The sequence below is a fragment of the Sporosarcina sp. UB5 genome (assembly GCF_050859005.1).
Taxonomy (GTDB): Bacteria; Bacillota; Bacilli; order Bacillales_A; family Planococcaceae; genus Sporosarcina.
In genome coordinates this window covers 2,193,006-2,209,159 of the sequence record NZ_CP125984.1, presented here as the reverse complement: position 1 = coordinate 2,209,159, position 16,154 = coordinate 2,193,006, and the positions used below count along the sequence as shown (strand labels likewise).

Sequence of the window (16,154 nt, the reverse complement as noted above, 5' to 3'; positions counted from 1 at the left end):
GACAAAATACGCATCCTCTTATCGCTGTAGTAAATAGTCCAATCGCCTATTCCAACTACACCCCAACCGATATATTGCATATCAAAACTTTCCCCCTTCATTCTTTTAATGTATACTAATAGTGCTAGAAATGAAGTCCATGTTATTCAAATTGCAGCAGGAGGGTGATCCGTAATGCCGATACCTTCGGGGCATAAGATGCCGACACGGAAAACAGCGAAAGAAAACGCCTTTACTCAATTACAGCAATGGATCATCGACGGAACATTGCAGCCAGGAGAAAAATTAAATGATATTGAATTGGCTGAAGCACTCGGTGTAAGTAGAACGCCAATACGCGAGTCGCTTCAATTGCTCGAAGTCCAAGGGTTCGTGAAAATGTATCCGGGGAAAGCGACACAAGTGACAGAGGTAGACAAAGAGTCGATCAACGACTTACTTCCTCCACTAGCCGCCATGCAAGCATTGTCTGCGGAACTTGCAATTCCAAATTTGAATGATACTGTTGTAAAACAATTAGAAGAAACGAATGACCGTTTTGCCAAAGCCGTTAAGAAAAAGGATTATTTTACTGCATTGAAAATCGATGAAGAGTTTCATCAAATCATCGTCGATAATGCATCAAATCCATATATCCATACGATTGTCGCTTCGTTGCAAACTCATGTGCGACGGCTATTCTTTCATAACTCCATTATCTTGACGGAAAAATCGATTGAAGAGCATAACGATATTATTAAGTTGTTAAAAGAAGGCGATGGACAAAAAGTGTCCGCAATTATGCGCGAAAACTGGCTCCGCGCTATCGATGAATTCAACTCTAAGAAATCAGACTAATACAATGTTTTATTTTTTGTAAAGACAGCAAAAAGGTATAATGCCCTTGAATGAACGGGCATTATACCTTTTTTGTTGTAGCTTATTGAATTAAGCGTCTTTCAAAAACTAAAATTAATTTTTATTTAATCGTACTGAGGGCTGATACAATTTAGCAATAATTCCAGTGATAACTATTACAATCACTACTGGAAGAAGCCAGCCGAGGCCATCGCTGTAGAGAGGCAATACCTGATTGTAGAAACCTACGATAGATGTTAACCAATTTGGCCAGTCAGACTCAACGAATCCTAACGTACCGTAAAGAGTTTTCACTCCATCAATTACACTTATTAAAAACGCTACAGCCGTTGCACTGACATAGACGAATCTTGAATGGTTGAACAAAGGCGACGTGAACGTCAACAATATAAGAACGACACAGAGCGGATACAAGAACATCAACACCGGAATGGAATACGTGATAATATTTGACAATCCGAAGTTTGATACGATAAAACAAAATGTTGTAAAGACTAAAACAAACTTTTTGTAGCTCACTTTAGGAATGATTGTATGGAAGTATTCAGCACAAGCGGTAACTAAACCGATGCTTGTCGTTAAACATGCCAGAATAATAACTACCGCTAGCATGACCGATCCGAAAGTGCCGAAATAATAGGACGCTGCGCCGCTTAACACTGGACCACCTGTGCCCAGAATACCGAATTTCTCTGTAGTCGTTGCTCCAAGATAAGCGATTCCTACATATAAAAGTGCAAGGAATCCGGATGCAACGAAACCAGTTTTTGCTGTTGCCGAAAGGATTTGAACGTTATCTGTAACACCCATAGAACGAATGACATTAATGACAATAATTCCAAATACGAGTGATGCCAATGCATCCATCGTGTTATACCCTTCCATGAAACCTTTCATGAACGCTCCATTCGCATACGCATCAACTGGAGATTGAATTGCTCCCATCGGATTGATGAACGCAACGACTAGCAATACGAGCAATAAAACAATAATTGCGGGTGACATGAATTTCCCGATTCGATCAACAATTTTTGCCGGGTTAAGCGATAACCATAATGTTATCCCGAAAAAGATAAGTGTAAAGATGAACAAAGCGATATGCATAGAACCTTCAGGAACGAATGAGGAAATACCGATATCAAATGCGACGGCTCCTGTCCGTGGAGCTGCAAAGAACGGCCCAATCGTCAAGTATAATAAAGATGTAAATAAGACAGCGTAAACGGGATGAACTCGACTTGCTAACTCTTGTAAGTTCTTGCTACCTGAAAAACCCATTGCGAGTATCCCAAGAAACGGTAATCCTACACCTGTAATGAGAAAACCGATTACTGCAGGCCATATATTTGAACCTGCATTTTGCCCCAATTGGGCTGGAAAGATTAAGTTTCCTGCACCAAAGAAAAGAGCGAACAGCATAACTCCAATAATTAGAAAAGAAGAAAAAGATAGTTTATTTTGCATAATGTTTAAATCCCTTCTTGTTGAAATTTTCGCTAGATGATGTATGCAATATATCGCGTTTTTTTATAATAAACCCTTTGATTGTAAAATGCAATAGTAAAATATTTTTGGAATATATTATTTATTAACCAAGAGAATAGATATTAATAGTAAAAGAGCAGGCGGTTGTATTTATCCGCCTGCTCTTTTTCATTTCAAAACAAATCGCGTGACGCTATGCCCCTCCCTGGACTTCTCAACTTCAAGAATAGCCGGGAAGGCCGTTTTCAACTCTTCCACATGTGAGATGACACCGATCATTCTTCCGGACTTCTGCAAATCAATTAGCGTATCAACGGCTTTTTGTAAAGCCTCCTCATCCAATGTGCCAAACCCTTCATCGATGAACATCGTTTCGATCGACACTGCACCTTGATAACTTTGGATGACATCCGCCATACCTAACGCCAAGCTAAGTGAAGCATTGAATTTTTCCCCACCGGACAACGTTTTTACATCTCTATTCTGTCCGGTATATGCATCATACACATCTAATCCTAAACCACTTTGTCTTCCCCGCATTTCCTGACGATCACTCCGGACCAACTCATACTGTCCATTCGATAGGTTTCGTAACCTTTCATTCGCAGACTCAATAATTCGTTCCAAATAATCGATTTGAATAAAACGTTCAAATGACAATTTATACTCATTTTGACCTCGAATAACATCGTATAAGCCCGTAATTTTGCCGACTTTCCTTTCCAAATCTCCCACATCTTTTGCAGCCTTTTCGATTTCCGATTTCAATCGGACAAGCGCCTTTTCACAGTCGATGGAGTTATTCCATTCTTTGAGCGCATCTTCATAGGCCAATTTCAATGTTTGAATCGTTTCTAATAGACTATCCAAATTGGTTTTTTCTTTTCCAATGAGGCCTGCTTCTAGCTCTTCGATTGCTTCCTTTGTCGCATGAAGTCGTTGCTTAAACTGCATGACATACTCTTTCAGAAGGAGCCTGTCCCCTTCCGCCATTTTCGCTAGACGGTATTCCTCTTCTGTATTGAATGAAGAGGCTTTTAAAGCTTTGTTAAATCTGTCTTCTGCTAGATTTCTTTTCTCAATGCATTCATCCACTGATTTTCTCAAGTGGTGCTCGGAGTTGATAGTAGTAGCGAGCCGCTCCCTTGCTTCTTCCACACTTTTTCGTGCACGTTTCCATTCTTCATCCATTTGGTGTTTCCGGATTTCGGTATTTTTAATTTCCGCTTGGAGCCGTGACAGATCTTGAAGTCCTTCCGGAATCGAAGCTAACTCTCTTTCCAACAATGCCGACTGTTGCGCATATGACGTCTTTTGTTCAAACAACGCTTTTTCAATTTCCGACTTGCGCGAAGTCCATTCTGTCGTTTCCCCATCGGCTCTCTTTAGTTGCTCCTTCAATGAAACGAGTGAATCACGTACATTTCTAAGTTGCTCTACTTTCTTTGCCACTTCCTGCCCTCTATTAAAAAGCACTTCAAGCCCATCATTTATTTGTTGGTCCATCATTTCTTGTTCTATTTCTTTTATTTGCGAAAGAATACTTGCACATTTCGCCTCGGTAGTTCGAAATGCACTTTCAACGTCCGTCAAATAGGCCCTTTTCAAATCAAGTTCTTCACGAGAAACAGCAATCGTGTTATGCCCGGTAACTTTTGAAGGATGATGTTCACTTCCACAAACAGGGCATGGGTCTCCTTCCCTCAATGACATCGCCAAATGTGCAGCTTGGTCATTTAACCATGCATGTTGCATTTGCTCGAATTCGTTTTTCGTTTGAATAAATTTAGCGGATGCAGCTTCTTTCTGTTCTAGGCAAACTCCGTATTCTTTTTTTAGTTTTTCAAAGTCCCGAACAGTCTTGTAATGCAATCTGATTGTGTTCAATTGTTCAAGTAGCTCGTCCAAAGGAGTAATTGCTTGCTCAGCCCTCTCAATTTGCACACGGAAGTCAGCTACTTTTCGCTTCGCAACTTCCTCCTTTTCAGAAGTCGTGACAAATTCGCCTTCTAGCTTTCCAATATTAACTTTTAACTTTTGAACACTTTGTTCCTTTACCGCCAAGTCCGTTACGGCAGGAAGATGATCGCGCAATCGAATAAGCTGTTCAGCAACTACGCCTCTCTCCTGTTCTTTCCCCTCTTCCACCTTATATACAGATTCCTTCTCTTCCAGCCATTTCGTTGCCTGTTGTACTGCAACGATTGCAGTTTGCAACTCATTCCCTTTCGACTTCGCTTCGTCTGCCAACATTCGGTATTGACTTTCAATTTCATGGATGATTGCTGCCCGTTCCGCGTCTTCAATTCGCTTCTCCTTGGAATGAATAGTCGGAAGTTCTTCCTTGAGCTTCTCAAGCATGATTTTACGTTGTGCGAGCTGTTCAAACTGCTCATTGTACTTTTTGGCTGCGTGGTATGTCTCCAACATTTCTGCGTGCTTTTGATAGGCAATTGTATACTTCGTTTCATCTTCAGCGCGTTTCATTGCATAGTGACCGATTTCCTGTTCAAGCCCGTCCATCACTTGCTCAGTGTTCATATATTCTTGTGATAAAACCTCAAAGAGAAATGATTCCCTAGGAGGAATAATCGTTGAAATTTGGTGAATCAAGCCATCTACATTCCGTTTTTCGTCCATCAATCGTTGACTGGCTTCGTCTTTTCGCATCTTCAGGCGATTGACGATTTCTCGATAATCTTCTGTTTTGAAAATTTTTCTCATAATCGCTTCTTTATTTTCCGTGTCAGACGTTAGAAATTTACGGAATTCGCCTTGTGGCAGCATAACAATCTGGCTAAATTGGGCTTGTGTAAAGCCTACAAGCTCCTCGACTTTTCGATTAATTTCCGAAACAATTTGACGATCGACAAATGGAACTTCTCCACCATCGACTAATTCAAAAAACTCACATCGAGCTAGTGTTTCAGTTTTATTGCCACTTTTTGTGTAGGGAACTTGCCTCATAATCCGGAATGTGCGGCCGTTTAGTTCAAAGATCAACTCAACAGCTGTCTGGACAGCGTCATCCGCAAAATCACTTCGCATTGAGCGGAAATCCGTACGATCCTCCCCGCTTGCCTGTCCATATAGAGCGAAGCTAATTCCATCAAATATCGTCGTCTTCCCTGCTCCGGTCGCACCTGAAACGACGAACAGTTTGTGATCTCCAAGTCGGCGGAAATCAATCGTTTCTGTCCCTTTGTACGGTCCGAATGCGGTCATCGTCAACTGGATTGGTTTCATTTCTCATCGCCCCCTTTCACTTCTAGCAATACTTCCGAAAATAACCTTTCTGTTTCGGCGTCAGGTTCCAAATCATTCATCTCAGAATAAAAGAATCGAAACAATGTCAGATCATCGGGCTTTTCTGCCGCTTTCGATGAAAATTTCTCAATTGTAGCCGCTGTCTTCGACAGTTTCCTTCCGATGTGCATCGCATTCGGAAACACGGACTTCACTTTTTCCATTGGAAACAAAATAGGTGTTTCATCATGGAGCGTAACAAATACAAAATCGTCACTCGGAGGATGTGCAAGAATCTCTTCCATCGTTCCTTCAACGGAACGCATATCATATAGCGGAGTGAGTTCTCTCTTTTCGACCTCAACATTGCCCTCGCCGTCCATTTCCACGATAAAAAATCCTTTTGCATGATTTTCTTCTGAAATCGAATATTTCATCGGCGAACCCGCGTAGCGAATGTTTTCATTAAGAACATGATGCGCCTGATGTAAATGGCCAAGAGCCGTATAATGAAACGGCTTAAAAATCTGGGCAGACACGTATTCCGTTCCCCCGATTGCTAAAGGTCGCTCCGATTCACTCGTATTGTCTTCTTCTTCACCAAACGGAGTGACGAAAGCATGTCCAACAAACACATGACGTGCCCCTTCTTTAAACTCCAACCCATCAATCACACATTGCATTGCACGATTGAAATCAGTTATGCTGTCATCCTCATAAACTTGTCTGCATATGGACGGATCCGCAAAAGGGACAAGATGAAAATGCACTTCACCAAATGAATCTTTCAATACGACTGGCTTAACATTCCGCTTCATCCTACCTTCAATATAGCAACCATTCTTACGTAGTAAATCACTGCCGAATTCCAATCGACTAGGACTGTCATGATTCCCCGCAACAGCAAGTACCGGCGTTTTTAAATCAACGACAATTTCTCGGAGTACTTCATCGAGCAGAGTAACCGCCTCTGTTGGTGGAACTGCGCGATCATATACATCTCCCGCGATAATGACAGCGTCGGGCTTCTCCTCTTTTATTGCATCGATGAATTGCCGAAGCACATAACGCTGCCCGTCTGTCATATATACACCTTTCACCAGTTTGCCTAAATGCCAATCTGCCGTATGGAAAAACTTCAATTCCCCCGCCTCCCAATTTTCATTCTACCTTTTATTTTACAGGAAAATCACTTTTGTGGACGTGATAGCAAGAAAAAAGGAGAAGTATTATTTAAAAATCATTAATCCAATTCAGTGAAATTCCGGTAGAAATTTGTTGAAGAAAAAAGCTTTACTCAAATTTGTTTCTATACTATAATTAAAAAAAAGTTGCACGGAGGAAACTTTTTGACACTTACGTAAATTGCCCATTCACTTTTGAAGCATATCGGCAATATACTAATTTACATGTCATAGATATGTGACACCTATCATTCTGCTACTATTTTTTTACTCATAAAGTTGCACGAGGGAAAGATTTTTTATTACCTGACCTAAAATCATTAGGAGGAAAAATGATGACAGAGAAAATATCTGTGAAAGACGTTTCAGTTTCCTATTTCGGAAAACAAGTACTGGAAAACGTTAGTTTTGAATTCACATCCGGTAATTTAATCGGCATACTCGGCCCAAATGGGGCAGGTAAATCGACATTAATGAAAGCGATGCTCGGATTAATTCCAAAAGACAATGGAACAATTGAAATCAATTCAAAACCTATTAAGGATTTCAGAAAGAGAATTGCGTATGTACCACAACGTTCGAACATTGACTGGAATTTCCCGATTACAGTGAGGGACACTGTAGTGATTGGCACGTATCCGTTAGTAGGACTGATTCGTAGACCAAAGAAAAAAGATAAAGAGTGGGCAATGCAATGTCTAGAACAAGTAGGCATGCAGGATTTTGCTAATCGCCAAATTGGTGAATTGTCAGGTGGTCAGCAACAACGTGTATTTCTTGCGCGCGCACTCGCTCAAAAAGCAGATTATTTCTTTTTGGATGAACCATTTGTTGGAATCGATGTTTCCAGCGAGGAAGTAATCATAGGTATTCTGAAGAAATTACAAAGCGAAGGGAAAATTGTCTTCGTCGTCCACCACGACTTGACAAAAGTAAAAAACTATTTTGATGAACTCGTTTTAATCAACAAGCAACTAATTGATGCCGGCCCGGTTCAACAAGTTTTCCAAGCCGAAAATATGACTCGAGCATACGAACGGCCTTTCTCAATGTTGAATGATTTGGAGGTTCAAATGTAATGGATTTTCTTCACGATTTACAAACGTATGCATTTCTACAAAAGGCCCTTGTCACGTCCATAATGGTCGGCATCATTTGCGGGGTTATCGGTAGTTTTATTATCCTCCGTGGTATGGCGTTAATGGGAGATGCTATTGCACATGCTGTCTTACCTGGAGTTGCTATTTCCTACATGATCGGCATCAATTATTTCTATGGCGCAGTGTTCACGGGTATTTTAACGTCTTTCGGCATCGGAGCTATTACGCAAAACAGTCGTATTAAAAGTGATTCATCCATCGGAATTGTCTTCTCTGCATTCTTCGCGCTCGGAATTATATTAATAACCCAGGCAAAAAGCGCAACCGATTTAACACAAATTCTTTTCGGTAACGTCTTAGCAGTGAGGACATCAGATATGTGGTTGACATTAGGCATTGGTAGCTTAGTCATTCTTGTCGTTATTATTTTCTACAAGGAATTGCTCGTGTCGAGTTTTGATGAGACGATGGCCGCCGCGTATGGCTTGAATGTCCGATTCATTCACTATGCGATCATGTTTTTACTAACACTCGTAACGGTTGCCTCCTTACAAACAGTCGGTGTCATTCTTGTCGTCTCGATGCTCATCACACCTGCTTCTACAGCCTACCTCTTAACGAACCGGCTATCGATAATGGTGCTACTTGCAGCAATCTTCGGTGCGTTATCAGCTGTCATCGGGTTATATTTTAGTTTTGAATACAACATGCCATCCGGACCAGTCATTGCACTTGTAACGACAGCGTTCTTCGTTTTAGCATTTTTGTTTTCCCCTAAACAAGGGATCGTTTTCAGGAAGGTTCAATCGTTTAACCGAAAAAAACTTGCATAATTAATGGATTGAATAAGGAGTGGAGTTTGGAATGAAAAAGTTAGTTACATGGATTGGTTTATCACTTCTGTCTGTTTTTTTACTGGCAGCTTGTGGAGATGAAGGGAAATCAGAAAGCAAAGAACCGAAAGGCGACGAACCACTGAAAGTCGTAACGTCATTTACAATCATCGCTGATATGGCGAGAGAAATTGGTGGGGACTTAGTAGAAGTCCATAACCTTGTACCAACTGGAACGGACCCACATGAATATGAACCATTGCCCGCTGACATCAAAGCTGCAACCGATGCGGACGTCCTTTTCTATAATGGATTGAACTTGGAAGGCGGAAAAGACGGATGGTTCTATAAAATGATTCATACGGTCAATCAAAAAGAAGAGAATATATTTAGCTTAACTGAGCGTGTAGAACCGATGTATTTGACAGACGAAGATGGCCGTGAAGAAGAAATCAATCCACATGCATTCATAGATCCGTCTGTTGGAGTGAAAATGGCAGAGGATATGCGAGATGCACTTATGAAAAAACATCCATCCAAAAGTGAAGAAATTCAAAAACGTGGGGATGCGTATGTCCAACGCTTGAAAGAAATCGTTAATGAATACGAAGAGCGAATTAATGACATCCCAGAAAAAAAGCGCGTATTGGTCACAAGTGAACGCGCCTTCCAGTATATGACATCCCGTTACGGAATAAAAGAAGCCTTTATTTGGGAAATAGATACGGAAGAGAACGGTTCACCGACTCAAATTAAAAATTTGATTACATTTATTAAAGAACATGAAGTACCGGTCCTGTTTATGGAATCAAACGTAGACCCACGACCGATGGAAACAGTCTCTAACGAAACCGGCGTCCGTATTGCTAATAAGAAAATTTATTCAGATGAAATTGGAAGTCCAGGTGATGAAGTCGATACGTATGTAAAGTATTTGTATTACAACATCAATCTGATACATGATGAACTGAGCAAATAATGGACAAAAGCACAAGGACTCATGCTTAATAAAATCACCCACATTTCGGCTACATTGTAGCTGGAATGTGGGTTTCTTTATTTCAGTCTTTATAAAACACTTTTTCTACATTATATTTTGCACGTAATGTATTGATGATATACGTTTCATAAATTTCGCGCTCCATCGGATCATCGACAATGATGACGGAGATTTTATTAATTTCACTCCGGTGGTTTTTCACTGGTGACACATTGTCTTCAAGATGTTTTTTTACTCGTTGGCGTAGCTTTCGGGCTTTGCCTGCAAAAAGCAGTTCGTCACTTTTATTGTAAAAAAGGATAAGACCGCCTTTATCGCGAGGGATTTCATGAAGGTCGATAAAACCGTTGATAGGCTTGATTGGCGCTTCATCTGCTTTCATTTCTTGCTGACGTTGCTGAATCGTTACATCAGGATTCGGTATTGTGATTGAGATCATTCATTTTCACGTCCTCTTTTTTTGTGAATATAAATCCTACCACAATTCGGACGGAATGCGAAATGTAAAGCTACCGCGATTGAGTCAAGTTTTTTGGGTATGTTTTATGTCGAATAGAACTTTTCTAATATAATTAAAGTTTATCGTGCTATTCTCCAAGTACAAAATCGCTTTTATAATGTAGAAGTAGAAACTAGGACGTGTTGCTTTCCGTTCCGGCGCTCGCTTTCCGCGGGCATGGCTTGAGCCTCCTCGGTCGCGAAAAGCGTGCTCCCTGCGGGGTCTCAAGACTCATGCTATTCCCGCAGGAGTCGAGCGCCTACACTCCAAGCAACAGATGCTTCAAATATAAATGAATTTGACAAATAGACTTGACCTTATGAGGCTTACTCTGAGGTTGCTTTTTCAATTGATCATAATAATCCACGAGAGTATTATAGGTATTTGCTCACAAAGAAATAGATAGGCTTTCCCGTGACTTACTGTAAATACCGGATATTGTCCCTTGTTTCTTCTCGAATACTACTCTTGAGCTTTTCCACCTATTGTTTCGGCGACTTGCTCTCTATTGCATCCTTTAGCTAGCCTGGCATCGTGCTAACTAGTGATTTTAAAATCTCCAAACTGTCTTTCAATGCGAACATAGATGCTAAAAGGGCAGTGGTTATTATAAACATATTGGTTCTCTCCTTGTAGAAGAGAACCCTTTTTCATTCCTTTAATTACTTTGCAGTTTAGGATTTCACGTATATCCGATTGATTGGAGTGGAGATCGGCGACTCCAGCGGGAACAGCGCGAGCTGAAGACCCTGGACCGAGCGCAGCGAGGGAAGCGGCTGAAGCCGTGCCCGCGGAAAGCGTCCGATCGGAACGGAAATCAATAGTATTTGTAGCATGCTTATACTTTTATTATCCACGCATAAACACTTGAGTGATACAACTACCGGTAGCTACAGTTGCCGTATTGTCCAAAAGTAGTCATTTGTCATTTTTCTTCTCATATACTAGAGGACTTACGAAATAGAAAGGACGTTGCACTGATGGATTTTCCAGTTTCTATTTTGACGAAGAAGCTTCCCCATACATCGCCTACCATCAATGTCTATTACCCAGTTGTGACACAAATGAAGGATTCAATCGTTCAACGGAAAATAAATAACATTATCATTCATACTCTCAATCAAATCCTTATCGAACAGCAGTTTTACAATCCAGCACTTGTCGAATTGCTCGCTACCTTCGAAATAAAAAACAATCAGCGCGGAATACTTAGCCTGAATTTAATCGTGTATTCTTTCACAGGCGGTGCCCATGGCATGACAATAATTAAGTCTCTTACGTTTAATGTGAAAACCGGTAAACAATATGAATTGAAGGATTTATTCAAACCCGGAAGCGATTATGTGAAGAAGCTGTCTGATATCATCCGTGTTGACATAAAGAAATGGGACATCCCATTACTCGATCCCCCATTTAAAGAAATCCGACCTGATCAGGATTTCTATATTGCAGACACCTCTGTCATCATTTATTTCCAGCTATATGAAATCACTGCATATGCATGGGGATTCCCTTACTTCCCGATTGCAATACTTGATATCACGGATATCATTAAACCTCAAGGTCCACTAAATCGAATGATGTCATTTACGTAAAAAAGCCGTTCTTCGTGACGGCTTTAGCTACGTGTTTTTTTATAACGGAATGCGATGAAAATGGCAATTAATCCAACAACGAAAATGACGAATGTCAACCATGGAATAACAGCTTCATCTTCATCGATAACTTCCTCCGAACTGCTTACTTCTTGGCCTTCACCTAATGCATTCAAATCTTCTGTTGCATAGGCCAGTTCAGTCGTTCGATGGCAAATTGTAGTAGATAACGTGTTTTTCACGTACATATCACTCTTTGAAGCGTACACGAGATATTTTTGACCCTTTACAAAAGGAATTCCACAATCACCATCATGAAGACCTGTCGTAATAACCGCTTCGGATTCATCAATTCCCTTCCATACTTCATCGACCTTGAAATGAACTGTTTTGCCATATCCTCCGACAAGTTTACCGTTCTCTATTACTTCCACAACTTCCCCGCTGAATACTGCATCCGCCTGATCTAGTGCATCTTCCGGTGGCGGTGGCATTATGCATGAGCAAGCAGAAGCCTCTAACGGTTTCCACCATAATAATAGTATGAACATGAGTCCAATGATCATTACATGGCTTACTCTCAAGTTAACCCCTCCCCTATAAGGAGTAGACGTAGCCATTTGAGTTTCGTTTCAAGTTTCAATTAACATACCGGTAGAATAAGAGACGCTTCATTATTTTTGGGTGAGTTTACCGCAGATGAGACACTATACGCATCCATTTGTTTTTCATCAAACGGCTGCAACATACTTCCTAGTAAATCTACATCGTTATTGTGTGGATCAAGCCACGCTGCCTCATCTTCCCTTCGTAAAATGACAGGCATCCTATCATGGATTGGTTTCACTAATGCATTCGGCTTAGTCGTAATGGCGGTACATGTATGAATAATTTTCCCTTCAGGGGACTTCCAAGATTCCCATAAACCTGCGATTGCGAACAGTTCATCATTCTTTAGCTTAATGCGCATCGGAATTTTATCTCCATCTTTTCGTTGCCATTCATAAAACGAATCAGCAGGAAGAATGCAACGCTGTTTTTGGAAAGCTTTTCGGAAGCTTGGTTTTTCAGCTACCGTTTCGGCACGAGCATTGATCATTTTATAACCGATTTTCTCATCCTTTGCCCACGGAGGGATTAAGCCCCAACGAAGATGACCTAAACGATTTTTACGTCCATCGTTAATAATAGCTACTACTTGTTGGGAAGGAGCAATATTATAGCTCGGTATATAATCGCTTTCGTCAAATGCCGATTCAATAGTAAATCGGTCGATGATTTCGTAATAAGGGGCAAATAAAGTGAAGCGGCCACACATAAGCATCCTCCTCTTACTTTCATGATTATTTAATTAATGGTAACATTATTAGTGAATACATTCATGAAAATTGTCGTCGGGTGGGTGATTCTACTGAAGAATTAGCCCTTATCCGAAATACTAGTGAGAAGGAGAAACATATGACAAACAAGCCATATAAAGCGTTAGTAACAGATCGAATTTTTTTCGGTGGCGTAAATGCAATCGATGAGTTGCTAGCGAGTGAAAAAATAGATGTCATCTATGACCTTCGCGCTGAAGTAGACGGTCCACTACCAAGTACTATTAGCGTTCATCAACCGTTGCTAGACGATGCCGAAGCGCAGGACGAATCGATACGCGAAGCTGTAAACAAAGTGTTGGAAGCTTATAAGTCAGGAAAAAACGTCTATTTTCATTGCAATACAGGTAGAGGACGCGGCGGTACATTGGCGGCAGCCACGCTGATTGAACTAGGCAAAGCGGAAAATGTTGAGGAAGCAGAACTGATGACAAGAACAATCCGCCCCGAAACAAACATTAAGCCCGCATTCAAAGCTGCATTGAATCGACTTTATAAAAATTGATTAATTGAAAAAGAGTGGAGGTGTGAATGAGTTTAATTCATTCGGACACCTCCACTCTTTTTCACCTTCAATTATGTCGTTTTCGAATGACAAATACATAAAAAACAAGCACTGCAAGCACGAGAATACTTGCCAGTAAATACAGATTCCGATAACCGAAATAAACCGCGACAACTCCTAACACATATGATCCGACAGCCAGACCTGAATCGAATAAAGTGAAAAATGTCGCTGTCGCATACCCACTTCGTTGATAGGTCGTCGATTGGATAGCAAGTGTCTGCATACTCGGTACGAGCGCCCCATAGCCAAGCCCGACAAAGGCTCCCGCAATAAGAAATAAGCCAGGAGTGCTCATGAAAGATAAGAGGAGCAGGCCGAAGAAAAACAACAGAAAACCGGGAATTAATATATATGCTGGACCTTTTTCATCAAAAATCCTTCCTGTGAAAGGCCGAGTAACGAGCATGACCGCCGCAAAGATAACAAAAAAGAAGCTTGCTAGTGGCAACAAACCCTTCTCTTGAGCATAAATCGATAAGTAGGATAAAACACTAGCATACGAAAATGCGATTAAACTTGCCAGTAAAGCAATTGGCATTGCTCTTTTCTCAAATAGGTCGTTCCATGTAAAACCTTTCGGTCGATTTTCAATCCGTTCAATTTCCACTTCAGGAATAAGCAATGCTACAAGTGCTCCAACAATCATTAGAATGCTCATTACGATAAACAAAGCATCGTAGGAATATGATTGGATAATGAAAAGGGCGATGAATGGTCCGACAACGACTGCTAAATTCGTCGACATGACGTAATAGCCAAGCCCTGCCCCGCGCCGCGCTTTCGGCACGATATCTGCAGCAAGTGAACCAGCAGCTGTCGTCACGATGCTGAACCATATTCCTTGAAAGAAACGCAACGTAAGCAAACCTGTAAATGGTGTAATAAAATAATAAAGTATAGTGCATACAAGATAAAAAAATAAGCCAATCAACAGCATTTTCCGTTTGCCTACAATATCGAGCAGTTTGCCAGAAAACGGACGGACAATGATGGCAGACAGTAAAAAAATCGTCATTAATAACCCTGCTTCTTCGTCCGTTCGACTGAGAGCATCTTTTGCATATAACGGCAAAGTCGATACTAATCCATAAAACACAATAAAAACGGACAAATTCGTAAGAAACAGACTAATAAACGGCTTCGTCCAAATCGGTTCTTTATGAGTCATGAAGTCATTCTCCTAGATGTTGAATTTTCACACCTTTCCAAACAATCGAGACGCCCATCGTTGCAACAAGGACGACTAGCCCTAAAATGAATGGATATAAATGATGCACGTCGTACAATAATCCTGCAGAAAGCGGACCGAGGACATTGCCGATACTCATATACGAATTGTTCATCCCCATTGCAAACCCTTGTTCTTCCCCCGCAGTCTTAGAAATAAGCGTAGTTAAAACAGGACGTAAAATCGATGTTGCTAAGAAAATAATCATCGTTACACCGAAGAACATTACATAATTCGGAGCAAAAATACAAAGTAGAAAACCTGCAGCAGTCAAACCGAGGAAAATATTGAGCACTTTCCTTTCGCCATATTTGCGCACAATCCAATCGACTGCAAAAAGTTGAATGATGACACTAACAATTCCTGTCGACGTTACCATTATAGCAATATCCTTTGGCGTAGCGTTGAATTCATTATCGACGAAAAGTCCAAGAACCGATTCGTATGCCATCAATCCGAAGCTCATGACAAGTGTGATCACGAGCGGAATGAAATATGGCTTGCTAAAAGATTGCGCAATTTCTTTCACCATCGGTTCAGGCTTGAACTCCAAAGTTTCCTTTTTCTCGTCCATGCTCTCCTGTAACATGACGGCGGAGAATACAACTGCTACAAGTCCAATAATTGCAGAAATCAACAACGGCATCTTCAAACCAAAATCGGCTAAGAAACCGCCGATTCCGGGTCCGATCACAATGCCCAATGACATAGACGCGGAAATGAAGCTATTCCCTTTCGCGCGCTGATCCATCGTTGTAATATCAGCTACATACGCAAATATCGCAGGAATAAGTAACGCCGCTCCAATCCCTCCAATTACCCTGGACAAATATAAGACACCGATTGAATCGGAAAAATAAAAGACGAACATGGACAATGCCAATCCGCTTAGGCCAAAAATAATCATAATTCTCCTACCATACCGATCCGTCCATCTACCAGCAATCGGAGACATCACAAGCTGTGCACCAGCAAAAATAGCAATCATTAAGCCCGCCGCTGTTCCAGCCTGCCCAATTGACAATAAATACGCCGGCAAAATCGGAATGATGATTCCGAAACTCCCGACAGCAATAAACATATTGATCATTAAAATAATCAATTTTCTTCGTTGGTCTTTATTCAAGTTCCCCCAACCTCCTTCTCAATAGACAGACCTACTATTATAAACAGGTTATT

14 protein-coding genes are annotated in these 16,154 nt (G+C 41.0%); 6 read left to right on the top strand and 8 right to left on the bottom strand.

The features are described from left to right. The first annotated feature begins 174 nt into the window (after nucleotides 1-174). On the top strand, nucleotides 175-837 hold the full coding sequence (locus QM454_RS11200) for a GntR family transcriptional regulator (protein WP_432357984.1): 663 nt from the start codon (nucleotides 175-177) through the stop codon (nucleotides 835-837). A 114-nt stretch (nucleotides 838-951) separates the two neighbouring features. On the opposite strand, the gene brnQ is transcribed toward QM454_RS11200, so the two are convergent. The 3 genes from brnQ to QM454_RS11185 all read right to left on the bottom strand — a co-directional run bounded on the left by brnQ (nucleotide 952) and on the right by QM454_RS11185 (nucleotide 6,731). Beyond that, nucleotides 952-2,322, bottom strand: coding sequence for a branched-chain amino acid transport system II carrier protein (brnQ, locus tag QM454_RS11195; protein ID WP_432357981.1), 1,371 nt, complete (start codon nucleotides 2,320-2,322; stop codon nucleotides 952-954). Between the two features lie 189 nt (nucleotides 2,323-2,511). Continuing rightward, a complete protein-coding gene (locus QM454_RS11190) occupies nucleotides 2,512-5,589 on the bottom strand; it encodes an AAA family ATPase (protein WP_432357979.1) in 3,078 nt (1,025 codons plus the stop codon). Continuing rightward, nucleotides 5,586-6,731: an exonuclease SbcCD subunit D gene (locus QM454_RS11185; RefSeq protein ID WP_432357976.1), complete on the bottom strand. Its 1,146-nt coding sequence runs from the start codon at nucleotides 6,729-6,731 to the stop codon at nucleotides 5,586-5,588. The genes QM454_RS11190 and QM454_RS11185 overlap by 4 nt, the downstream gene beginning before the upstream one ends. Before the next feature lie 377 nt (nucleotides 6,732-7,108). On the opposite strand from QM454_RS11185, the gene QM454_RS11180 reads away from it, so the two are divergent. From QM454_RS11180 to QM454_RS11170, 3 genes are read left to right on the top strand one after another with little or no spacing between them, the layout of a single operon-like run. After that, entirely contained in the window at nucleotides 7,109-7,852 is a 744-nt protein-coding gene (locus QM454_RS11180) for a metal ABC transporter ATP-binding protein (RefSeq protein ID WP_432357973.1), read from the top strand. Beyond that, entirely contained in the window at nucleotides 7,852-8,706 is an 855-nt protein-coding gene (locus QM454_RS11175) for a metal ABC transporter permease (RefSeq protein ID WP_432357970.1), read from the top strand. Before QM454_RS11180 ends, QM454_RS11175 begins: the two co-directional genes overlap by 1 nt. A gap of 31 nt (nucleotides 8,707-8,737) precedes the next feature. Beyond that, the gene (locus QM454_RS11170) at nucleotides 8,738-9,685 is read left to right on the top strand and encodes a metal ABC transporter solute-binding protein, Zn/Mn family (RefSeq protein WP_432357967.1); all 948 of its coding nucleotides are present in this window, start codon (nucleotides 8,738-8,740) and stop codon (nucleotides 9,683-9,685) included. An 82-nt stretch (nucleotides 9,686-9,767) separates the two neighbouring features. On the opposite strand, the gene QM454_RS11165 is transcribed toward QM454_RS11170, so the two are convergent. Then, nucleotides 9,768-10,145 carry a nucleotide excision repair endonuclease gene (locus QM454_RS11165; protein ID WP_432357964.1) on the bottom strand — a complete coding sequence of 126 codons (378 nt, stop codon included), beginning with the start codon at nucleotides 10,143-10,145 and terminating at the stop codon, nucleotides 9,768-9,770. Nucleotides 10,146-11,185: 1,040 nt separating this feature from the next. Here QM454_RS11165 and QM454_RS11160 point away from each other — a divergent pair. Continuing rightward, nucleotides 11,186-11,800 carry a DUF3298 and DUF4163 domain-containing protein gene (locus QM454_RS11160; RefSeq protein WP_432357961.1) on the top strand — a complete coding sequence of 205 codons (615 nt, stop codon included), beginning with the start codon at nucleotides 11,186-11,188 and terminating at the stop codon, nucleotides 11,798-11,800. A 23-nt stretch (nucleotides 11,801-11,823) separates the two neighbouring features. Here the strand turns inward: QM454_RS11160 and QM454_RS11155 are convergent, their stop codons facing one another. Then, complete coding sequence (locus tag QM454_RS11155; protein WP_432357959.1) at nucleotides 11,824-12,384, bottom strand: hypothetical protein; 561 nt, start codon at nucleotides 12,382-12,384, stop codon at nucleotides 11,824-11,826. Nucleotides 12,385-12,443: 59 nt separating this feature from the next. Beyond that, nucleotides 12,444-13,118, bottom strand: a complete 675-nt coding sequence (locus QM454_RS11150; protein WP_432357957.1) for an SOS response-associated peptidase — start codon at nucleotides 13,116-13,118, stop codon at nucleotides 12,444-12,446. A gap of 140 nt (nucleotides 13,119-13,258) precedes the next feature. Here QM454_RS11150 and QM454_RS11145 point away from each other — a divergent pair, with 140 nt between their 5' ends. Further along, complete coding sequence (locus QM454_RS11145) at nucleotides 13,259-13,684, top strand: protein-tyrosine phosphatase family protein (protein WP_432357954.1); 426 nt, start codon at nucleotides 13,259-13,261, stop codon at nucleotides 13,682-13,684. A 67-nt stretch (nucleotides 13,685-13,751) separates the two neighbouring features. Here the strand turns inward: QM454_RS11145 and QM454_RS11140 are convergent, their stop codons facing one another. Beyond that, complete coding sequence (locus QM454_RS11140) at nucleotides 13,752-14,915, bottom strand: MFS transporter (RefSeq protein WP_432357951.1); 1,164 nt, start codon at nucleotides 14,913-14,915, stop codon at nucleotides 13,752-13,754. A 4-nt stretch (nucleotides 14,916-14,919) separates the two neighbouring features. Next, nucleotides 14,920-16,101: an MFS transporter gene (locus QM454_RS11135; RefSeq protein WP_432357948.1), complete on the bottom strand. Its 1,182-nt coding sequence runs from the start codon at nucleotides 16,099-16,101 to the stop codon at nucleotides 14,920-14,922. Nucleotides 16,102-16,154 lie beyond the last annotated feature (53 nt).